Origin of the sequence: Neobacillus sp. NPDC093127 (assembly GCF_044754175.1) — a bacterium.
GTDB lineage: Bacteria > Bacillota > Bacilli > Bacillales > Cytobacillaceae > Neobacillus.
In genome coordinates this window covers 260043-281915 of the sequence record NZ_JBIVOP010000001.1, presented here as the reverse complement: position 1 = coordinate 281915, position 21873 = coordinate 260043, and the positions used below count along the sequence as shown (strand labels likewise).

Annotated in this window: 21 protein-coding genes; 16 read left to right on the top strand and 5 right to left on the bottom strand. The window is 42.0% G+C overall.

Features of this window, described 5'->3' with window-relative positions; genetic code table 11:
- Positions 1 to 8: 8 nt before the first annotated feature.
- Positions 9 to 1901, top strand: coding sequence for a DNA mismatch repair endonuclease MutL (mutL, locus tag ACIQCO_RS01425; RefSeq protein ID WP_400424973.1), 1893 nt, complete (start codon positions 9 to 11; stop codon positions 1899 to 1901).
- Positions 1902 to 2176: 275 nt separating this feature from the next.
- On the opposite strand, the gene mreBH is transcribed toward mutL, so the two are convergent.
- Positions 2177 to 3184 carry a rod-share determining protein MreBH gene (gene mreBH / locus ACIQCO_RS01420; RefSeq protein WP_400424970.1) on the bottom strand — a complete coding sequence of 336 codons (1008 nt, stop codon included), beginning with the start codon at positions 3182 to 3184 and terminating at the stop codon, positions 2177 to 2179.
- A gap of 283 nt (positions 3185 to 3467) precedes the next feature.
- On the opposite strand from mreBH, the gene miaA reads away from it, so the two are divergent.
- The 3 genes from miaA (at position 3468) to spoVK (ending at position 6045) form a co-directional block, all read left to right on the top strand.
- On the top strand, positions 3468 to 4424 hold the full coding sequence (gene miaA / locus ACIQCO_RS01415) for a tRNA (adenosine(37)-N6)-dimethylallyltransferase MiaA (protein WP_400424967.1): 957 nt from the start codon (positions 3468 to 3470) through the stop codon (positions 4422 to 4424).
- Positions 4425 to 4450: 26 nt separating this feature from the next.
- On the top strand, positions 4451 to 4681 hold the full coding sequence (gene hfq / locus ACIQCO_RS01410) for an RNA chaperone Hfq (RefSeq protein ID WP_024028345.1): 231 nt from the start codon (positions 4451 to 4453) through the stop codon (positions 4679 to 4681).
- Between the two features lie 416 nt (positions 4682 to 5097).
- Positions 5098 to 6045 (top strand): stage V sporulation protein K, encoded by a 948-nt coding sequence (gene spoVK / locus ACIQCO_RS01405; RefSeq protein ID WP_400424963.1) that lies wholly within the window; start codon positions 5098 to 5100, stop codon positions 6043 to 6045.
- Between the two features lie 42 nt (positions 6046 to 6087).
- Here the strand turns inward: spoVK and ACIQCO_RS01400 are convergent, their stop codons facing one another.
- Positions 6088 to 6693, bottom strand: a complete 606-nt coding sequence (locus ACIQCO_RS01400; RefSeq protein ID WP_400424960.1) for a trimeric intracellular cation channel family protein — start codon at positions 6691 to 6693, stop codon at positions 6088 to 6090.
- A gap of 307 nt (positions 6694 to 7000) precedes the next feature.
- On the opposite strand from ACIQCO_RS01400, the gene hflX reads away from it, so the two are divergent.
- The 4 genes from hflX to glnA all read left to right on the top strand — a co-directional run bounded on the left by hflX (position 7001) and on the right by glnA (position 11656).
- The gene (gene hflX / locus ACIQCO_RS01395) at positions 7001 to 8260 is read left to right on the top strand and encodes a GTPase HflX (protein WP_400424957.1); all 1260 of its coding nucleotides are present in this window, start codon (positions 7001 to 7003) and stop codon (positions 8258 to 8260) included.
- A 14-nt stretch (positions 8261 to 8274) separates the two neighbouring features.
- Entirely contained in the window at positions 8275 to 9546 is a 1272-nt protein-coding gene (locus ACIQCO_RS01390) for a methionine gamma-lyase family protein (RefSeq protein WP_400424953.1), read from the top strand.
- 146 nt (positions 9547 to 9692) lie between these two features.
- Positions 9693 to 10094 carry a MerR family transcriptional regulator gene (locus ACIQCO_RS01385; protein WP_400424950.1) on the top strand — a complete coding sequence of 134 codons (402 nt, stop codon included), beginning with the start codon at positions 9693 to 9695 and terminating at the stop codon, positions 10092 to 10094.
- 227 nt (positions 10095 to 10321) lie between these two features.
- Complete coding sequence (gene glnA, locus ACIQCO_RS01380) at positions 10322 to 11656, top strand: type I glutamate--ammonia ligase (protein ID WP_400424947.1); 1335 nt, start codon at positions 10322 to 10324, stop codon at positions 11654 to 11656.
- A gap of 52 nt (positions 11657 to 11708) precedes the next feature.
- On the opposite strand, the gene ACIQCO_RS01375 is transcribed toward glnA, so the two are convergent.
- Together ACIQCO_RS01375 and lexA are read right to left on the bottom strand one after the other, a co-directional pair.
- Complete coding sequence (locus tag ACIQCO_RS01375; protein WP_400425898.1) at positions 11709 to 11987, bottom strand: DUF4257 domain-containing protein; 279 nt, start codon at positions 11985 to 11987, stop codon at positions 11709 to 11711.
- A gap of 197 nt (positions 11988 to 12184) precedes the next feature.
- The gene (lexA, locus tag ACIQCO_RS01370) at positions 12185 to 12808 is read right to left on the bottom strand and encodes a transcriptional repressor LexA (protein ID WP_400424944.1); all 624 of its coding nucleotides are present in this window, start codon (positions 12806 to 12808) and stop codon (positions 12185 to 12187) included.
- A 159-nt stretch (positions 12809 to 12967) separates the two neighbouring features.
- Between lexA and yneA the strand changes: the two genes are divergently transcribed.
- The 8 genes from yneA to ACIQCO_RS01330 all read left to right on the top strand — a co-directional run bounded on the left by yneA (position 12968) and on the right by ACIQCO_RS01330 (position 21431).
- Positions 12968 to 13294 carry a cell division suppressor protein YneA gene (gene yneA, locus ACIQCO_RS01365; protein ID WP_400424941.1) on the top strand — a complete coding sequence of 109 codons (327 nt, stop codon included), beginning with the start codon at positions 12968 to 12970 and terminating at the stop codon, positions 13292 to 13294.
- Between the two features lie 13 nt (positions 13295 to 13307).
- Positions 13308 to 13955, top strand: coding sequence for a YneB family resolvase-like protein (locus ACIQCO_RS01360; protein WP_400424938.1), 648 nt, complete (start codon positions 13308 to 13310; stop codon positions 13953 to 13955).
- 81 nt (positions 13956 to 14036) lie between these two features.
- On the top strand, positions 14037 to 14267 hold the full coding sequence (locus tag ACIQCO_RS01355) for a DUF896 domain-containing protein (RefSeq protein WP_400424935.1): 231 nt from the start codon (positions 14037 to 14039) through the stop codon (positions 14265 to 14267).
- Between the two features lie 373 nt (positions 14268 to 14640).
- The gene (tkt, locus tag ACIQCO_RS01350; RefSeq protein ID WP_400424932.1) at positions 14641 to 16647 is read left to right on the top strand and encodes a transketolase; all 2007 of its coding nucleotides are present in this window, start codon (positions 14641 to 14643) and stop codon (positions 16645 to 16647) included.
- Positions 16648 to 16988: 341 nt separating this feature from the next.
- Positions 16989 to 17429, top strand: a complete 441-nt coding sequence (sirA, locus tag ACIQCO_RS01345) for a sporulation inhibitor of replication protein SirA (protein ID WP_400424930.1) — start codon at positions 16989 to 16991, stop codon at positions 17427 to 17429.
- 73 nt (positions 17430 to 17502) lie between these two features.
- Positions 17503 to 17727 carry a YneF family protein gene (locus ACIQCO_RS01340; RefSeq protein WP_066085596.1) on the top strand — a complete coding sequence of 75 codons (225 nt, stop codon included), beginning with the start codon at positions 17503 to 17505 and terminating at the stop codon, positions 17725 to 17727.
- Positions 17728 to 17881: 154 nt separating this feature from the next.
- Entirely contained in the window at positions 17882 to 19633 is a 1752-nt protein-coding gene (locus ACIQCO_RS01335) for an ABC transporter transmembrane domain-containing protein (protein WP_400424927.1), read from the top strand.
- A gap of 1 nt (position 19634) precedes the next feature.
- Positions 19635 to 21431 (top strand): ABC transporter ATP-binding protein, encoded by a 1797-nt coding sequence (locus ACIQCO_RS01330; RefSeq protein ID WP_400424924.1) that lies wholly within the window; start codon positions 19635 to 19637, stop codon positions 21429 to 21431.
- A 67-nt stretch (positions 21432 to 21498) separates the two neighbouring features.
- Here the strand turns inward: ACIQCO_RS01330 and ACIQCO_RS01325 are convergent, their stop codons facing one another.
- Positions 21499 to 21675, bottom strand: coding sequence for an aspartyl-phosphate phosphatase Spo0E family protein (locus ACIQCO_RS01325; RefSeq protein WP_066085602.1), 177 nt, complete (start codon positions 21673 to 21675; stop codon positions 21499 to 21501).
- Positions 21676 to 21873: the final 198 nt, after the last annotated feature.

Below are 21873 nucleotides of genomic sequence, written 5' to 3'. Positions count from 1 at the left end.
GCGCGCGAATGAGAAAGATTATTCAACTTGATGACGCCTTATCCAACAAAATAGCGGCGGGAGAAGTAGTTGAACGCCCCGCCTCTGTTGTCAAAGAGTTGGTTGAAAATGCGATTGATGCCGGCAGTACCGTGATTGAAATTGAGGTGGAGGAAGCAGGACTCGCTAAAATTCGAATTACCGACAATGGGTACGGAATTGACGAAGAGGATGTATTAATCGCCTTTCAACGCCATGCCACGTCCAAAATCAAAGACGAGAATGACTTATTTCGGATTAGGACGCTCGGGTTTCGCGGAGAAGCCCTCCCCAGTGTTGCCTCCGTTTCCAGACTTGAGATGAAGACCTCTACGGGGGAAGGTGCCGGAAACCGGGTAGTCATCGAAGGCGGGAAAGTCGAAACGTTTGAAAAAGCTTCAAGCAGACGCGGAACCGACATCACGATTACCGATTTATTTTTCAATACGCCTGCCCGCTTAAAGTATATGAAAACAATCCACACAGAACTTGGGAATATTACGGATGTAGTCAACCGGCTTGCCCTGTCCCATCCGGAAGTTGCCTTCCGCTTAATTCATAATGAGCGGAAGCTGCTGCAAACGAATGGAAACGGCGATGTTCGTCAGGTGCTGGCCTCGATTTACGGAATGGCCATCGCCAAGCAGCTTGTTCCAATAACCGGTAACTCGCTTGATTACAAAATTAGCGGATTTGCTTCGATGCCTGAGATCACAAGGGCATCAAGGAACTATATCTCGACGATGATTAATGGCCGATTTATCAAAAACTACCCATTGGCAAAAGCAATTCAGGAAGGGTACCATACCTTGCTGCCAATCGGCAGGTTTCCGATTGTGCTCCTTAATATTGAAATGGACCCGCTGCTTGTGGATGTCAATGTTCACCCGTCGAAAATGGAAGTTCGTATAAGTAAGGAAGCGGAACTGAATGAACTGGTCACAACGATTATTAAAGAGGCGTTTAAATCGAAGGTCTTAATTCCGACTGCCTATACTCAAGTGAAAAAAGAAGTGCCAAAGTCTGAACAAACTTCTTTAGAGCTTGATGAGAGAACCAAGGATTATCAAGAAATTCAAAGGGAGTGGCCAGTTGCGCCGCAAACCGTTCAGGAAACTCAAACAATCCCTTCGGTGCCCTTTACTGATTTTCCTGTTCAAAGTGAAACGGCAGTTGTTGCAGAATCTTGGGAATCTACAATTTCTGTTTTCAATCCACCTGAATCTGCTCCTGAAAAACAGGTCGATTTCAATGAGAATAAAATAATCGAGTCTAGTGACGATAATGACCAAACGGAGAGCCGGGTGCCCCGTCTCTATCCAATCGGGCAAATGCACGGCACCTATATTTTTGCTCAAAATGAAAACGGCTTATATATTATTGATCAGCACGCGGCACAGGAACGGTTAAAGTATGAATACTTCCGTGAAAAGGTAGGCCGGGTACAGTCTGAGCTGCAGGAAATGCTTGTGCCGTTAACGTTTGAGTATTCAACCGATGAGTATTTAAAAATAACGGAACACCAACATGAGCTCGAAAAGGTCGGCGTTTTTCTTGAGGAATTCGGGATGAATAGTTTCATTGTCCGATCACATCCACAATGGCTTCCAAAAGGAGAAGAAAAACAAATCATTGAGGATATGATTGAGCAGCTTTTAGCGATGAAAAAGGTCGATATTAAGAAATTGCGTGAGGAAGCAGCGATCATGATGAGCTGTAAAGCATCGATTAAAGCGAACCGCCATTTGCGCAACGATGAAATCCAAGCGTTGCTGGATGATTTACGGAAGGCGTCAGATCCATTTACCTGTCCACATGGAAGACCGATTATCGTTCATTACTCTGTCTATGAGATGGAGAAAATGTTTAAACGGGTAATGTAATTTATTATGAGACAAAAAACTGGGAAAAAGATAATTGTACCCGTTGGCCGGAAAAACGAGGGGTAACGGTCACAAAAACAGGTAATTGTGCCCGTTGACTAGAAAAACGAGGGGTAACGGTCAAAAAAAACCTCAATTGTGACCAAGAAGCGAAAAAAAGTGTCTTCACGGTCACAAATACAGATTTATATAACAAGAATTCCAAAAAAAGAGGTTGAAGGGTTTTGTCCTTCAACCTCTTTTTTGAATAGTACAATCTAACCAGAAACGGTCCCTTATTTTACAGCTGCTTGCAGCTTACTCATGTATTGAAGCGCCATACCAGTTCCCACTGCCACTGATTCAAGCGGGTTTGTGGCGAGTTGAACAGGAACAAAGATTTCCTCGCTTAGCCATGCCTCCATCCCATTCAATAAGGCCCCGCCGCCAGTAAGAATAACACCTCGGTCAACAATATCACCGCTGAGTTCTGCGGGACAGTCTTCGAGTGTAGCACGGACTGCTTCTAAAATATGCAGAAGAGATTCTCTAAGGGCATTGCGAACCTCATAGGATGATAAAGTAATAGTTTTCGGTAATCCTGTTACAAGATCGCGGCCGCGGACTTCCATCGAAAGTTCCTCATGATCTATCAAGGCATAACCAATTTCCATTTTAATATTTTCGGCCGTTCGTTCACCAATCAATACATTGTATTCTTTGCGAACGTGCTGAATAATGTCATCATCCAGGCGGTCACCGCCAATTTTGATCGAATGGCAGGCAACGACGCCGCCAAAGGAAATAATCGCGACCTCTGTATTTCCACCGCCGATGTCGACAACCACGTTGGCCACGGGTTCATCCACAGGTAATCCTGCTCCAATGGCTGCAGCTACAGGTTCCTCAATCAAGGAGATTTTTTTAGCACCAGCATTTCGCACGGCATCTTGAATAGCTCTTCGATCCACACTAGTGGAACCGGATGGGATACAGACGACCACATTCGGTTTACGAAGGGCAAACCCCATTTTTTTGGATGCTTTTCGCAGCACATGCTTGAGCATTTCAGTTGTAACATCAAAGTCAGCGATGACCCCATCTTTTAAAGGACGGATCGCCACAATTTTTTCGGGTGTCTTTCCAATCATTTCTTTTGCTTCCGTCCCAACTGCGACCACATTTTTTGTTACTGTATCAATAACCACTACAGAGGGCTCATTAAGTGCGATTCCTTTATTTTTACTATAAACCAATATATTTGCTGTACCTAAATCAATTCCAATATCAAAAGTAGAAAGCATTGATTTCACCTTATTCCTTTATTTTTTATACAAGATAAGCTACGTTTAAGCTTAACATGAATATGGGGGTAGATAGCCGTTTGTAAATGAACCGTTATCCGATTGTAAATTTACATGAAAAACTTACCGCCTTTGGAAGTAAAGTGGATAAAAATAATTTACCTCGAACTAAGCATAGATAAGAATTATTTTGTATATACTGATATGATGTTCAACTGCTCCTGCAAAATTATGATACGATGAAAGTGTGGAAGCGATAAATGGGATAAGGCAGTGAGAAAAAGTGGATGAAAAACAAAAATTATTAGTTATTATTGGTCCGACGGCAGTAGGGAAAACAAAACTAAGTGTCGAAATGGCCAAACGGTATAACGGTGAAATTATCAGCGGGGATTCCATGCAAATTTACCGCGGAATGGATATTGGGACCGCAAAAATAACCAAGGATGAAATGGAAGGGATTCCCCACCATTTAATTGATATTAAAGATCCGTCAGAAAATTTTTCGGTTGCTGAATTTCAACACCTCGTTCGGGCAAAAATAAGTGAGATTGCCAAAAAGGGAAAGCTTCCGATTATTGCCGGCGGGACAGGGTTGTATATTCAGTCTGTCATTTATGATTACCAATTCTCCGATGTTCCAGGGGATGAATCATTCCGCCAGCACCTGGAAGAAAAGGTAAAGGAAATCGGCAATGAGGCATTACACAAAGAATTAATCGAGGTTGATCCCGAAAGTGCATCACATATCCACCCCAACAATGTAAGAAGGGTCATTCGCGCGCTGGAGATTTTTCGGCTAACTGGTAAGACGATGCAGGAATATCAAAGCAATCAGCAGCCAGAACTTCTATACAATACAGCCCTGATCGGTTTAACGATGGAACGTGACAAGCTTTATGAACGGATTAATGACCGGGTTGATTTGATGGTCACTGAAGGGCTTTTGGAGGAAGTGAAAAGCTTATATCAGCAGGGCTTGCGTGAGTGTCAATCCATCCAAGCAATCGGCTACAAAGAAATTTATCAATATTTGGATGGATTTGTTACATTAGAAGAAGCGGTTGAGAATTTAAAACAAAATTCCCGGCGCTATGCCAAAAGGCAATTGACTTGGTTTCGCAATAAGATGGTGGTAGAATGGTTTGATATGACGGATGTGAACAATTTCGCAAAAAAAATAACGGAAATTTCACATTATGTTGAAGGAAAGCTTCAAGTAAAATCGAATACATATTAGTAGAGATAAAAGAGGAGGATATACAAATGAAAACGACAATCAATATTCAAGACCAATTTTTAAATCAATGCCGTAAAGATAATATCCATGTGACGGTTTTCCTTCTGAACGGATTCCAATTAAGAGGTCAAATTAAGGGCTTTGATAATTTTACCGTTCTCTTTGAATCAGAGGGGAAACAGCAGCTGGTATATAAACATGCGATATCAACCTTTGCACCTCAAAGAAATGTTCAGCTTGAATTGGAAAACCAATAATCATTAAATAAAAAGAGCCTGCTTGCCGCGGGCTCTTTTTATTTTTTCAAAAGGCAGTGTAAAAGAATATTGTTGATTTTTATCACAATGTTGATTGGAGTGGAAGGCGCGAGACTCCTGCGGGAGCAGCGGGACAGGTGAGACCCCGCAGGCGCTTTAGCGCCGAGGAGGCTCACCGCCCGCCCCGCGGAAAGCGAAGCGCCTGGAACGGAAATCAACATTCACTTTTAATACAGCCTTTCTAAAAAGTGAAGGGAAAATCTTTTTTAATGAATTTAAAAAGTTGTGAATACACATAGAATGAAGGAATATGCTTTTCTATGTGCTCATGATTTCAACATTAATCGGATAGATGTTCTTAGCAGCGCTTAAAACCTACCTTGCGGAAACTGTTTGCAGATTGAGAGGTGAAAGCTTTGGATCAACCATTTCGAATGAAAAGTAACGGCCAAATAAGGGTTGTGCTCAATTCCCAAAAAAGAAAAACAGTCACAAAGGAGCTGCCTGATTTTCAAGTTGTTCCAAAGGACATTCCCCCTGAGCACACAGCTCTAAAGGAAATTGAAGAGGAGCTCGGGGCTTTGGTTGGCATGGAAGAAATGAAACGAATGATAAAGGAAATTTATGCTTGGATCTATGTGAACAAGAAGCGGGAGGAGATGGGACTAAAGGCGAGAAAACAAGCCCTGCATATGATGTTTAAAGGAAATCCGGGCACAGGAAAAACAACAGTAGCAAGGCTGATAGGTAAACTTTTTCAAAAAATGAACGTGCTGACGAAGGGTCATTTAATTGAAGCCGAGCGGGCTGACCTTGTTGGTGAATATATCGGCCATACTGCACAAAAGACGAGGGATTTGATTAAGAAGGCCCAAGGCGGGATTCTGTTTATCGATGAAGCCTATTCGTTAGGCCGTGGCGGGGAAAAGGATTTTGGCAAGGAGGCCATCGATACCCTTGTCAAGCATATGGAGGATAAGCAGCATGAATTTATCCTTATTCTTGCAGGATATTCCCGTGAAATGGATTACTTTCTGACCTTAAACCCCGGACTTCATTCGCGCTTTCCCTTAGTTGTAGATTTCCCAGATTATAATATTGACCAGTTGATGGATATTTCTGGAAGAATGCTGTTAGAGAGAGAGTACACGTTAAGTCATGAAGCTGAAAAAAAATTAAGAGATCATTTAATTTGGGTGAAGGCGGTGTTAAATCCAAATACATTTTCAAACGGCAGATATGTCCGTAATGTCATTGAGAAATCAGTTCGGGCCCAAGCGATGCGGCTATTAATGCTAAACAGCTATGACAGGCATGAACTAATGACGCTGAGAAGCAATGACCTTGTATTTGAGGAGGACTAGGTAATAAAAAAACTCGGCGGACCTGAGCAATCCGCCGAGTTTTTAATGCGTTCTAATTCCCCGTGATGGCAGCTTCCAATCGTAGGTGTAGGAAAGCACGCGCAAACTGGTAACAAGCATAAAAAGTGTATATAACTCCCAAGGCTTGGTTGCTATTTTAAGTCCAATGATTAGGCCGGCAAGAATTGCCCAGACCCCATAGATTTCTGACCTTAAGACAATCGGTTTCCGTCCCGCTAATAAATCACGGATGATCCCGCCGCCGCTTCCTGTTAACACGGCTGCAACAATAACGGCACTAAGCGGATGGTTCATGTTCGCGGCATACATGGCGCCCTGGATGGCAAAGGCTGCAAGGCCGATGGCGTCGAACAGATTCCCCCATTTTTGCCAGTGCTTTAGCAGATTGCTTGGAAATAAAAACACGGCTGTAATCGATAATAAGGCAATCTGAAAAAATAATCCCTGTTCCCATAAAGCAGAAACAGGCACACCGATTAACAGGTTCCTGAATGCTCCGCCGCCAAAAGCGGTGACAATCCCTAATATATAAACCCCAAAAATATCATATTCTTCTTCCATGGCCACTATCGCTCCGCTGACGGCAAAGGCAATCGTGCCAATCATACTTAAAACTTCCCATGTCATTATTTATCCGATTTCCCCTTGATGTCTAATTTATAGAACCAGCCCTATTCACCTTATCAAGGCGGTGTGAGCAGAGCTAGGTTCACTTCGTTCATTGCCTAAAAATGTATATTAATCAGTTAAACTTATCTTTGCTCATTCGTTAATGCGGCGCTCCGCCCCTTTTCCATAAACATTAAAATTCTATCACGATACAGAAAAATTACAACAAATTTTTTAACAAGGTAATAATAAGGGAAAATTAGTGAATACATGCGTTTTTTGTTATGATGAGTGGTAGAGTTTTTTAGGGAAGGAAGGATGCCTTGTGGAACAAAAAGAAACGAAAGAGAAAGCCATCCTCGTTGGCTGTCAAACCAGTGGAGACGATGATTTGCGTTTTCACTATTCGATGGAAGAGTTAGAGGCATTAACAGAAACCGCTCAAGGTGAGGTGTTGGTCTCTGTCGTTCAAAAACGGGAGCGCCGCCATCCAGCAACATATATTGGTAAAGGCAAAGTGGAAGAATTAAATACGCTCGTTGAGGAACTTGAAGCGGATATTGTCATCTTTAATGACGAACTTTCTCCAAGTCAAAAGAGAAATCTTGCTTCCGAGGTGAATGCCAGAATAATTGACCGGACCCAGCTCATTTTAGATATCTTTGCCCAAAGGGCCCGCTCCAAAGAAGGCAAGCTGCAGGTTGAGCTTGCACAGCTGCAATACATACTTCCGCGTCTTGCCGGCCAGGGGATTGCCTTATCCCGTCTTGGTGCAGGGATTGGAACGAGAGGACCTGGGGAAACGAAACTAGAATCGGACCGCCGTCATATCCGCCGCAGAATCGACGATATTAAAACCCAGCTTTCGGTCATCGTTCAGCACCGCGATCGCTACCGGGAAAGAAGAAAGAAAAATAAAGCCTTTCAGGTCGCAATTGTCGGTTACACGAATGCCGGAAAATCAACGCTTTTTAATCGACTATCCGAGGCTGATTCCTATGAGGAAAATCAATTATTTGCCACGCTTGATCCAATGACGCGTAAATTGATTTTACCAAGCGGGTTTTTATCTTTAATAACGGATACTGTTGGTTTTATTCAAGACCTGCCGACAACGTTAATTGCCGCATTCCGCTCCACACTCGAGGAAGTTAAGGAAGCGGACCTGCTGCTTCATGTTGTGGATATGTCGAATCCGGATTATTTTCATCATGAAAAAACCGTTAACAAGCTTCTTGAAGACCTGGATATTAAAGAGATTCCGCAGTTAACAGTTTATAATAAAAAGGATATCCAGCATCCGGATTTCGTCCCAACTGCCGGTACGCCTACAGCTTTTATCAGTGCATTTAATCAAGACGACCGCCATGCCTTAAAAGAAAAAATAGAGAAGCTTGTGATGGAAATGATGGACCCTTACGAGGTGCTTGTTCCGTCGACTGAAGGCAAGCTGCTTTCGCAATTGAAAAATGAAACCATATTAAGAGAGTTGTCTTTTGATGAAGAGGCGCAAGTTTATCGCTGTAAAGGGTATTCGCTAAAGGATCATCAAATAACAGGGCAATTACTGCAATTCAAAAAATAGATAGGAGCAACAACATGTTTCAACAATTAAAAAATGGGGAAAAGCTTCAGCCGATTGTTAAAGAAGTCGAACAGCAAATCGCTGAAGTACATAAAGAAATAGACGAAAGAATCGAAAGCAATCAATTCCGAGTTTTACAAAGTTTTCAAAGCAAACGGGTGAGTGATTCCCACTTTATCCCGTCAACAGGCTATGGTTATGATGATATTGGTCGCGATACACTTGAATTAGTTTATGCAGATGTCTTTGGCGGCGAAGCTGGTCTTGTCCGGCCGCAAATTATTTCCGGGACACATGCGATTTCAATAGCCCTATTTGGCGTTCTCCGCCCGGGTGATGAACTCCTTTATATGACCGGCAAACCGTATGATACGTTGGAAGAAATAGTAGGGATTCGCGGGAATGGGGTTGGCTCATTAAAGGAATTCGGAATTTCCTATGATAGCGTGTCGCTGACTAGTGACGGCGGTATTGATTGGGAGACCGTTGCCAAGAAAATCAAACCGAATACGAAAATGATTGGCATTCAGCGATCCAAGGGCTATGCGACGAGGCCATCATTCACGGTTGCTGAAATCGGCGAGATGATCAGGTTTGTGAAGGAAATAAAGCAGGATGTAGTCGTATTTGTTGATAACTGTTACGGGGAATTTGTTGAAGAATTGGAGCCATGCCATGTCGGGGCAGACTTAATGGCAGGTTCCCTTATTAAAAACCCTGGCGGCGGGATAGTGAAGACCGGCGGGTACATCGTCGGCAAGAAACAATGGGTGGAGGCGTGTTCGTACCGAATGACCTCACCAGGTATTGGGGCAGAGGCAGGTGCATCCCTTTATAGCCTGCAAGAAATGTATCAAGGTTTCTTTCTTGCACCGCACGTTGTCGGCCAGGCGCTCAAAGGCGCCGTATTTACAGCAGCCTTGTTAGAGAAATTAGGAATGAATTCATCACCGAAATGGAATGCCTTGCGGACGGACTTAATTCAAGCTGTACAGTTCGATGACCGCGATAAAATGATTGCTTTTTGCCAGGCAATCCAATTTGCCTCGCCGATTAATTCCTATGTGACGCCACATGCAAGCTACATGCCGGGGTATGAAGATGACGTCATTATGGCAGCGGGCACCTTCATTCAAGGTGCAAGCATTGAGCTCACAGCTGATGGTCCTATCCGGCCTCCATATGTGGCCTATGTTCAGGGCGGTTTGACCTATGCCCATGTAAAAATGGCAGTTTGTTTGGCGCTTGATCATTTACTTGAAAAAGGTTTAGTTGAATTGAATTAGGGAAAAATGCGTAGAGGACAGCTTCTGGGGAGTTGTCCTTTTTTCAATGATAAAAAACCATGTTAGATTTCCTAACATGAGATTGACATCATACCTAACAGCAAATATAATAGCAATATGATTTACCACGAAGGAGGAGAAAGTTGGTGAGTGGAAAGGAAATTCGCCGTTCCATGCCCCTGTTTCCCATCGGAACTGTCATGCAGCTAACAGACTTAACAGCAAGACAAATCCGCTACTATGAAGAACACCAATTGATTTCTCCAGCAAGAACCGAGGGAAACCGGCGTTTATTTAGTTTAATTGATATTGATAGACTTTTAGAAATTAAAGATTTACTTGATCAAGGTGTCAACATGGCTGGCATCAAGCAGCTGTTCTTGGTCAAGGAGCAATTATCAACCATGACTGAGAAGCAAATAGAAAAAGCGAAGCCTGATTTAACAAATGAGCAGCTTAGAAAATTGCTGCGCAACGAATTATTGCATTCGGGAAGATTGAACCGGTCTTCACTGCGTCAAGGCGATATTTCACGCTTTTTTCACTAGGCTATGTTAAAGAATATTGTTGATTTGATCACAATGTTGATTGGAGTGGAAGGCGCGAGACTCCTGCGGGAGCAGCGGGACAGGTGAGACCCCGCAGGCGCTTTAGCGCCGAGGAGGCTCACCGCCCGCCCCGCGGAAAGCGAAGCGCCTGGAACGGAAATCAACATTCCCTTTTAACAAAGCCTTTCACTAAAGAAAAAGTTTTAAAAACCATTGGAGGTTTTACTATGGCAAAGTATTCAAGAGAAGACATTAAGCGGTTGGCATCAGAGGAAAATGTGAAATTTATTCGCCTGCAATTTACAGATATTCTTGGAACCATCAAAAACGTAGAAATCCCAATCAGCCAATTAGAAAAGGCACTTGATAACAAAATGATGTTCGACGGATCTTCAATTGAGGGGTTTGTACGGATTGAAGAGTCTGACATGTATCTGTTTCCAGATTTAGACACCTGGGTTGTGTTTCCTTGGACAGCCGAAAAGGGAAAAGTTGCCCGCTTAATTTGCGATATTCACAACTCAGACCGCACTCCATTTGGCGGGGATCCGCGCAATAACTTAAAACGTGTCTTAAAAGAAATGCAGGAGTATGGCTTTACAGATTTTAATCTTGGACCTGAGCCAGAATTCTTCTTGTTCAAATTAGATGATAAAGGGCAGCCGACATTAGAATTAAATGATCATGGCGGATATTTCGATCTTGCTCCGCATGATCTTGGTGAAAACTGCCGCCGCGATATTGTACTTGAGTTAGAAGAAATGGGTTTTGAAATCGAAGCTTCTCACCATGAGGTAGCGCCTGGACAGCACGAAATTGATTTTAAATATGCGGATGCCTTAACAGCATGTGACCAAATCCAAACATTTAAGCTTGTCGTGAAAACAATCGCCCGTAAACACGGCCTGCACGCGACGTTCATGCCAAAACCATTATTCGGTGTAAATGGATCCGGGATGCATATGAATCTCTCATTATTTAAAAATGGCGAAAATGCCTTTTATGAACCGACTGGCGATCTTCAAATGAGTGATACAGCTCGCCAATTCATTGCCGGTATTTTAAAACACGCACCGAGCTTTACTGCAGTTACTAATCCTACTGTTAACTCGTATAAGCGTCTTGTACCCGGCTATGAGGCACCATGTTACGTCGCATGGTCCGCACAAAACCGTTCTCCGTTAGTCCGTATTCCGGCATCACGCGGATTAAGTACACGTGTGGAAGTGCGAAGTGTCGACCCGGCAGCAAACCCATACCTTGCCATGGCTGTGCTGTTAAAAGCAGGATTAGAAGGAATTAAAAATAAACTAACTCCGCCGGCACCTGTTGACCGTAATATTTATGTGATGAGCAAAGAGGAAAGAATCGAAGAGGGAATCATCGATCTTCCAGCAACATTAGCACAGGCGTTAGATATGTTAAAGGCTGACGAAGCCATTGTATCTGGTCTTGGCGAGCATATCTTCGAACACTTCGTAGAGGCAAAAGAAATTGAATGGGATATGTTCCGCACGGTCGTACACCAATGGGAACGCGACCAATATATGAGCATGTATTAATCATGAACAAACCCTTAGCACTAGTGCTAAGGGTTAATTTTTTTTCATGTCCTTATTTATCGCTGTCTTGTTTTAATAGTTTAAACCTATTTAGGACGGCATCACCCCCAATTCCGGCAATGATCGAAAAAATGATCATCTCTACAAATGAATTTGGAGCGGCATACAAAACAAGGAGAAGGGCAGCAACTGCACCTAGAAGCAATTCTTCTAGAAAACCGAGATAAATGAACCTTTTTGTTTTCCGTGGCATAACGATTTTGCCGTACTTTCGAACATGTCCAATAATCCCAACCGACCCACCAATCACTAAAGAGAAAATAATGTTCATTAACACCGTTCCTCACACTCCTTAAGCCTTTTATTTTTGGACCTAAGGTAAATCATGGTGTAGTACAATTATATTAAAAATTAACAATATCAGCATGGGTAATTATACTGAATTTTCAATATATCGAACATAGGTATGATATTTTGAACATTTTTTCCCAATAAAAAAGAGCTGGCGCTTTGCCAGCTCTTTCAGTGTTAATGGATATGGCGATAAACCCCAATGACTTTTCCGAGGATGGAAACATTCCTTAAAATAATCGGGTCCATCGTAGAATTTTCCGGCTGCAGGCGGATATAATCCTTTTCTTTAAAAAATCGCTTGCAGGTAGCCTCGTCTTCTTCGGTCATGGCAACAACAATCTCACCATTATTTGCCGTTTGCTGCTGTTTGACAATGACATAGTCACCGTCAAGGATTCCGGCCTCTATCATGCTCTCCCCCATGATTTCCAGCATAAAGACTTGCTCATCAGCTGGTGCCAAACTTTCTGGCAGCGGGAAGTACTCTTCAACGTTTTCGATGGCTGTAATAGGCAAACCGGCGGTAACTTTCCCAACTACTGGAACATTGACTACTTTGTTTCTTGGAATATGAGCTGCTTCATCCACTTCTAATATTTCGATTGCTCTTGGCTTCGTAGGATCCCGTCTAATCAGCCCTTTAGTCTCCAGCCTTGCTAAATGACCGTGAACAGTAGAGCTGGAAGCTAGTCCTACTGCTTCACCAATTTCTCTTACGGAAGGCGGATAGCCTTTACTCTTAACTTCCGACTTAATGAAATCCAGAATATCCTGTTGACGCTTTGATATTTTTCCCATGATAAAATGCACCTCGCCTGGTTAATGTTAACTTTATTATAGCATGTTCGGCTATTTTATACAAACATAAGTTCGAATTAATTGTTGACAACAAACGAATGTTCGGATTATAATAAAATTAACAAAAAGAGAACGTATATTCCTATGAGGGGTGTAATCATGAGAAAAATCTTGAACCAATATTCGTATGCCATTACTCTTATTATTTTAAGCTGTTCATTCGCTATCGTACTATCGATTCAAAATCATACCAATGACAAGGAAAATTATCTCAAGGTTAAGATTTCTGAAGGGGATTCACTTTGGGAAATCTCGAAGCAATATTCCGGGCAGCACACTTTAACGAACGAAGAGTTCGTAAGCTGGGTTAAAAGGCATAATGAAAATGTCGACAATCATATTTTTCCTGGTAAAGAAATCATCATTCCAGTAAATAAAATCTCATCTGAAACTACAACAGAATTAGCCGGCGCTTTCGGAGACTAGAAAGGAATAAAAAATGAAAGCAATTATATATTGTCGTGTAAGTACAAATAAAGAAACACAAGAATCATCCTTAAATCGTCAGGAAGAGGAACTAATCCAGCTTGCCAAACAATATCAATTTGAAGTTGAGACAATCATTAAGGAGAAGGCAAGCGGCTATGATTTTGAAAGAGAAGGCATCCTTCAAGTATTAGATCGAATAAAGGATAAACAGGTCCAAGCCCTGTTAATTCAAGATGAAACAAGGCTTGGCAGGGGAAACGCTAAGATTGCGCTTTTGCATTGTATAATGAAAGAGGGAATAAAACTTTACTGTATTTCTCATAATGGCGAATTACAGCTTTCGGAGTCTGATTCGATGGTTTTGAAAATTGTCAGTATGGTGGAGGAATACCAGCGGAAGCTGCATAATGTGAAAATTAAACGTGGGATGAAACGGGCCGTTCAGCAGGGGTATAAGCCAGAAGAAAATTTAAAAAACCTCGGAAGCGCTTCTGGCAGAGAAAAAATCGAAGTTCCGATTGAAGAAATTATCCGCCTTAGAAAAAATGACTTAACGTTTGCCGAAATTGCAGCAACCTTTAGAGGATTTGGTCATAACATTTCTAAAGCAACTGTACACAGGAGATACCAAGAATACCTTGCCTCCCAGGAAGAATAATGCTTTTGCCTTGTCAGGAAGCCTCTTTTTTAGTAAAATCGTATGACATTACAGATTCTTTACCGAAAGGAAGGTTCTTGAATGCTATCGAAAGAAAAAATGGCTAGAATCAATGAGTTGGCAAGAAAAGCAAAAGCGGCAGGATTAACGGAGACAGAAGCAAGAGAACAATCGCAATTAAGAAGTGAGTATTTGGCAACATTCCGTTCTAGTATGCTTGATACATTAACTAATACAAAGTTTATTGATCCAGAAGGAAACGACGTAACACCGGAAAAAATAAAAACTAGGAAAAAAAATACACTTCATTAATCTTTAGGCTGTTTTAAAGAATATTGTTGATTTTGATCACAATGTTGATTGGAGTGGAAGGCGCGAGACTCCTGCGGGAGCAGCGGGACAGGTGAGACCCCGCAGGCGCTTTAGCGCCGAGGAGACTCACCGCCCGCCCCGCGGAAAGCGAAGCGCCTGGAACGGAAATCAACATTCACTATTAACACAGCCAATCTTTAAAGGAATACACATTTGTATTCCTTTTCTACATATATCTGCAACTTCTGTGTCAAAATAAGAAACAAAATGACTTTTGCTGCTTATTTCAGTGCTATCAGTTGAATTATAGACTGCAGCAATATAATATTAATGATGTGTTTAGTAACCCTGTTATTAAGAAAGGATGTATTTCATGTTTAATACTATTGATGATTTATCAGTTACCTCCATTCGGACGCTTGCCATTGATGCAATCGAGAAAGCAAACTCAGGACACCCTGGAATGCCGATGGGTGCTGCACCAATGACTTATACATTATGGACCCGCTTTATGAACCAAAACCCAAAGAATCCCCATTGGTTTAACCGTGATCGCTTTGTGTTATCAGCTGGTCATGGCTCTGCTTTGTTATACAGTATGCTCCACTTATCCGGCTACAATCTTAGCATGGATGATTTAAAGCAATTCCGTCAATGGGGAAGTAAAACGCCCGGTCACCCTGAGTACGGCCACACAGAAGGTGTAGAAGCAACAACAGGCCCGCTTGGCCAGGGGATTGCGATGGCAGTTGGTATGGCGATAGCAGAACGACATGTCGCAAGCGTTTATAATAAAGATAATTATGAACTTGTGAACCATTTTACATACAGCATTTGCGGCGATGGCGACTTAATGGAAGGTGTATCAGCGGAAGCTGCATCACTTGCCGGGCACCTGAAATTAGGACGGTTAGTTGTGCTTTATGATTCCAATGATATTTCTCTTGATGGCGACCTAGATAAATCTTTCTCTGAGAGTGTTAAGGGACGCTTTGAGGCATACGGCTGGCAATATCTTCGCGTTGAAGATGGCAATAATCTTGAAGAAATTGCGAAAGCCATTGAACAATCTAGAAATGACCTCGACCGGCCAACAATGATTGAGGTAAGAACTGTAATCGGTTATGGTTCCCCGAACCGAGCTGGAACTTCAGGTGTACACGGAATGCCGCTTGGTGCAGATGAGTTAAAGTTGACGAAAGAAGCATATAAATGGACGTTCGAAGAAGATTTCCATGTACCACAGGAAGTATACGACAATTTCCAAAAACTCATTGTTGAAAATGGTGAGAAGAAGGAAAGAGAATGGAATGACCTTTTCGCTCAGTATAAAAAAGAATATCCTGAACTAGCCACACAGCTGGAGCAGGCATTGAAAAATGAACTTCCTGAAGGCTGGGACAAAGATATTCCGGTTTACAGTGAAGGGAAAAGCCTTGCAAGCCGCGCCTCTTCAGGTGAAGTATTAAATAGCATAGCGAAAAACCTGCCTATTTTTATCGGTGGTTCTGCGGACCTTGCTGGTTCGAATAAAACGATGATTAAAGGTTCAAAAGACTTTATGCCTGGTTCTTATGAAGGCCGGAATTTCTGGTTTGGTGTCCGTGAATTTGCAATGGGTGCTGCGATGAACGGAATTGCCTTGCATGGCGGAGCAAAAGTATTTGGCGGAACGTTCTTTGTCTTTTCTGACTACGTGCGTCCGGCCATTCGTCTTGCTGCGTTAATGGGATTACCGGTAACATACGTATTTACCCATGATAGTATTGCGGTTGGTGAAGACGGACCAACACATGAACCAATCGAACAGCTTGCTGCCCTACGTGCGATGCCAGGATTATCGATTATTCGTCCTGCGGATGGTAACGAAACAGCGGCAGCATGGAAACTTGCGGTTGAGTCAACGAACAAGCCAACAGCGCTCGTATTGACACGTCAAGATTTACCAACCTTAAAAGGAACGGATACAAATGCATATGAGGGAGTTTCAAAAGGTGCCTATGTCGTTTCTCCTTCAGAACGCAATACTCCAGATGCGTTGCTGTTGGCGACGGGTTCAGAGGTTAGCCTTGCTGTTGAAACACAAAAGGCATTGGCTGGCGATGGTGTTCACGTTTCTGTGGTCAGTATGCCATCATGGGACCGCTTCGAGCAGCAATCTCAAGAATACAAAGACTCCGTGCTTCCAAAGAATGTGAAAAAACGTCTCGGAATTGAAGTCGGTGCATCATTCGGCTGGCACAAATACACAGGCGATGAAGGCGATGTCTTAGCAATTGACAAATTCGGCGCATCTGCACCGGGAGAAAAGATTATGGAAGAATACGGCTTTACCGTAAATAACGTGGTTGCACGTGTTAAGGCTTTATTGAATAAATAAATACATGAAATTTAAGTGAGAACGGAAAAATTCCGTTCTCCTTTTTTTGCTAAAGGAAAGTATAAATTTTTTTCAAAATTTACATTTTCCGATGTCGCATAAGTGCAACTATGCCTCTGTCTTCGCCTTAAGGCTCGCCAATCGGCGAGTTTTCTTTTATTACCAAAATTTTTAATCATATTTGAAGGAATCTTCAATAAATCTACCGAATTCATAGTAGAATCGGGTAGAAACTTGGAATTCGACAAAATTAGTGAAAGTTTTTGCCGTCGTAAGACAAATGTTTCGCTTGCTATTTTTTATAATGGTTAAAAGGGTAATCAACGAAGGGGAGAACCGTGGTGAGAAAATATCAGCTTTATTTAATAGAAGATGAATTTGCTGCCCATTACTTCGGAAGAGAGCGATTGTTCTTTCAGCTTTTTATGGAACATCAAAATGCAGACGGTGAGCTAAAATTTATTACAAAAAAACAAATTTCTTATATAACTAAAAGGGTTGAGGCCTTGAAAATCCATCAGCTAATTCAAAAACAGCTAAGTAGAATTAAAGGATTTAAAGCGGATCAGGGTGCATACTCGATAGAATTGAGCGGAAAACTAAGTACTGCCAAATTAGAAGTTTTTCAAGAATTGATAACAGTCGAGGCTGGCGGCAGCTATGAAGCAGAAACGGCGTTTTTTGAAGTGCTGCGAAAATGCGAGTCTTCCTTTTTAGCGCTAGACCTTGATCACCAGCGTTATGGCTGGTTAAAGCCGATTAAGGAAAGAAAATTTATCTAATTGAAAGCAGATATTGTCTAATCTTGTTTTTTTTAGTACACTGTATGGTAGACAACATGAAGGAGGAAGTTTAATGGGTACAACAGGAATTGCGATTCTAGTTGGTATACTGGCATTAGCTGCTGGTGTAGCGCTAGGATTTTTCATTGCTCGCAAATATATGATGAGCTATTTGAAGAAAAATCCGCCAATTAATGAACAAATGTTAAAAATGATGATGATGCAAATGGGACAAAAACCATCTCAAAAGAAAATCAATCAAATGATGCAAGCCATGAACAAGCAGCAATCTAAATAAAACCGGACAAGCACTCCATCTGAATGGGTGCTTTTTTCGTGCCTTAAAACCACGGTTTCAAAATCTTTATTATTTTAAAAATATTTGGTAAAATAAAATCGCAACTGATTGGATGAGGTGATTTTAAAGAAAGAAGTGTTTTGGGGGAGTTTTAATGAAAGTTTTTTTAGAATTAGGCTGGTTTTTTAAGCAGGAGAAAAAAGCGTACATATCAGGGGTATTCCTTTTGCTGATCGTGGCACTGCTCCAGTTAGTACCGCCGAAGGTAATCGGAATTATTGCTGACCATATAAATGAAGGTACGATTACAAAAGCGATGCTGCTGGAATGGGTTATCGTCCTTGTCGGTGTCGGGATTGCGATGTATGTCCTAAGATATTATTGGAGAATCATGATTTTTGGTTCATCGGTTAAACTGAGTAAAATTTTAAGGAATCGCTTATATCAACATTTTACGAATATGTCACCAGCTTTTTATCAGAAAAGTCGTGTCGGAGATCTGATGGCACATGCAACCAACGACTTGTCGGCTATCCAGCAAACAGCAGGGGCAGGGGTATTAACACTCGTAGACTCCCTTTCAACGGGAGGGTTTGTTATCATTGCAATGGCCTTTACAATCAGCTGGAAATTAACGTTAATCTGTTTAATTCCGATGCCGTTTATGGCGATGCTGACTAGCTGGTTTGGATCGATGCTGCATAAAAGTTTTTATAAGGCCCAGGAAGCGTTCTCATCATTAAATGATAAAACACAGGAAAGTATTACCGGGATAAAGGTCATTAAAACGTTTGGACAGGAACAGGAAGATATTGAAGATTTCCGGATACAATCGGAAGATGTCGTTCAGAAAAATATTGTCGTCGCGAAAATCGACTCACTCTATGACCCTACCATCTCCATCATCACCGGGATTTCCTTTTTCTTATCGATCGCATTTGGCGCTAAGTATGTTCTTAATAATGAATTATCAATTGGTGAATTAATCTCTTTTACAACCTACTTAGGATTATTAATTTGGCCGATGCTGGCGTTTGGCTGGCTGTTTAATATCGTCGAACGGGGCCGTGCTTCCTACGACAGAGTTGCCGCTCTCCTAAGGGAAAAGGTCGAAATCACGGATGATGACAAGGCGCTTGATACCGTGCCGTATGGCGATATTCAGTATCGAATCGGTGAATTTACCTACCCAGGAGATTCACAGCCACTCTTAAAAGATATTTTTCTTTCGCTAAATGCCGGGGAAACGCTCGGAATTGTCGGTAAAACGGGTTCAGGCAAAACAACACTATTAAAACTGCTTATTCGCGAATTTGAAGGCTATCAAGGCGAAATCCTTTTTGGCGGGCAAAAACTACAGGACTATAAGCTCGAAAAGTTACGGGAAGCGATTGGCTATGTCCCGCAAGACCATTTCTTATTTTCCGCTTCTGTTGCCGAGAACATTGCCTTTACTGACCCAACAGCAACAATCGAGGAAATCGAACATGCAGCAAAATTAGCGAATATCCATGACGATATCCTCCAATTTACGGATGGGTATCAAACGATTGTCGGTGAGCGAGGGGTGTCGTTGTCGGGCGGGCAAAAGCAAAGAATTTCGATTGCTCGCGCGCTGCTTATGAATCCAGAAGTACTCGTACTGGACGATTCTTTATCAGCAGTAGACGCGAAAACGGAGGAAGCTATCCTTTCATCCTTAAGACAAAATCGCGAGGGGAAAACAACTATCATTACCTCGCATCGTTTAAGTGCAATCCAACATGCCAATCTCATTATCGTTCTCGAGAATGGGCAGGTTATCGAACGAGGCACACATGAGGACCTGATGGAATTGGACGGATGGTATAAGGAAATGTTTGTACACCAGCAGCTAGAAGAACTTGTTGAGCATGGGGGGCATTAAGATGGAAGAGAAATTGCAGCTGTCAGAACGTGAACAAAGAAAGATATTGTTCCGTCTACTTTCTTATACAAAACCACATAAGAAAATGATCAGCATCGCCTTCGTTCTGCTGCTCTTAACAACTATTGGAGATATCTTCCTTCCGTATTTAGTCAAAATCTTCATCGATGACTATTTGACACCAGGGAAGCTTGAATTCCAGCCATTATTGATTCTGGGCTCAATTTACATGGGGATTCAAATTGTAAAAGCTGTCTTGATTTTTTTCCAATTTGTGAAATTTCAGGAGATTGCCCTATTCATTATCCAACAGCTCAGGATCGATGTATTTTCAAAAGTCCAGTCACTTGGTTTGAAATACTTTGATAAAACGCCTGCGGGAAGTATTGTGTCCAGGGTGACCAATGATACGGAAGCGATTAAAGATATGTTTGTCACCGTCATTGCCACCTTCATCCAAAGCGGCTTTCTGCTGACAGGTATTTTTATTGCTATGTTTATTTTGAATGTGAAGCTGGCTTTGTTTTGCGTCATTATTATTCCAATCTTATTGTTTGTGATGAACTTATATCGAAAATTAAGCTCGCGATTTTACCTTGATATGCGCGAGAGATTAAGCCAATTGAACGCTAAACTGGCTGAGTCGCTCTCAGGAATGTCGATTATTCAAGTTTTTCGCCAGGAAAAACGCCTTCGTGGTGAATTTGGCGATATCAACGAGCAGCACTACAAGGCGGGAATGAAAAATATTAAGATTGATGGTCTCTTGTTAAGACCGGCGATTGATTTGATTTATATTTTTGCCCTCATCATTGTGTTAAGCTATTTCGGAATTACTTCCTTCCAACATAGTGTGGAAATTGGGGTCATCTATGCGTTTATCAATTATTTAGATCGTTTCTTTGAGCCAGTAAACCAGATGATGATGAGGCTTTCCTTATACCAGCAGGCAATCGTTGCCGGTTCCCGCGTGTTTAGATTGTTGGATGAAGAGGAATTGGCTCCCACTCAAAAGGTCGAGGAGACGATTGCTATTCAACAAGGAAGGATTGAGTTTAAGAATTTAAGTTTTTCCTACGATGGAAAACGGGATGTTCTAAAGAATATATCCTTTACAGCTAACCCTGGTGAAACGGTTGCATTGGTCGGTCACACAGGCAGCGGAAAGAGCTCGATCATTAATCTGATGATGCGTTTTTACGAATATGAACGCGGGGAAATTTTGATTGACGGGGAATCGATTCGTCACTTTACCAAGCCTGAGCTAAGAGAGAAGATGGGCCTAGTGCTCCAGGATCCGTTCTTGTTCTATGGGACAGTAAAGGATAATATTCGCCTTCATAATGAAAGTTTGACCGATGAACAAGTGAAGGATGCGGCAAGATTTGTTCAAGCACACACATTTATCGACAGGCTGGAGAATGGCTTTGACCATAAGGTTGTCGAGCGGGGAGCGACTTTCTCAAGCGGACAGCGCCAATTAATTGCCTTTGCCAGGACAATTGCGGCCAATCCGAAAATATTGGTGCTCGATGAGGCAACGGCCAATATTGATACGGAAACAGAAGAAGCCATCCAAACCGCGCTGGCAAAAATGCGCAAAGGACGGACAACAATCGCGATCGCACACCGTTTATCAACCATCCAAGATGCCGATTTAATTCTCGTATTGCATCAAGGGGAAATTGTTGAACGGGGAACGCATCAAGAGCTGCTTGCATTAGGTGGACTCTATCATAAAATGTTCCTGCTGCAAAACGGCGCGGTCGAACGATCAGAAGATGTTGTGAATGGATAAGAAAAGCCTGGCATTATGCCAGGCTTTTCCCATTCTATGAACCTATTTTGTTTCAAGATGTTGACCTTTAACAGGCGGAGGATGGAACTTTTTTAATATATTTTCGATTATATTCATTTAAAAGATGATCAAGTTCCTGGCTGTTACGAATTGCAACGGAGGAAGTCAAGCCGTTGGTGATAGCGACTTGAATTAATTCAGCTCGTTTTTTCTCGATTAATGCAACTAAATCCTGTTTGATCACGGCCGATGCCCCTTCCCGGAGTAACTCCCGATTTTTGGTATAAAAGAGAATAAAAGACTACCAAAATGGTGCTGTTTTACTAGTATAACCTATATTGTAAATTACTTCAAAGACATTTGTAGGGAAATATCCATTAAATATAATTGTCTCTTTAGGATTTGAAATGATCATCCTGGAGACACAAAATGTTCATGTTAA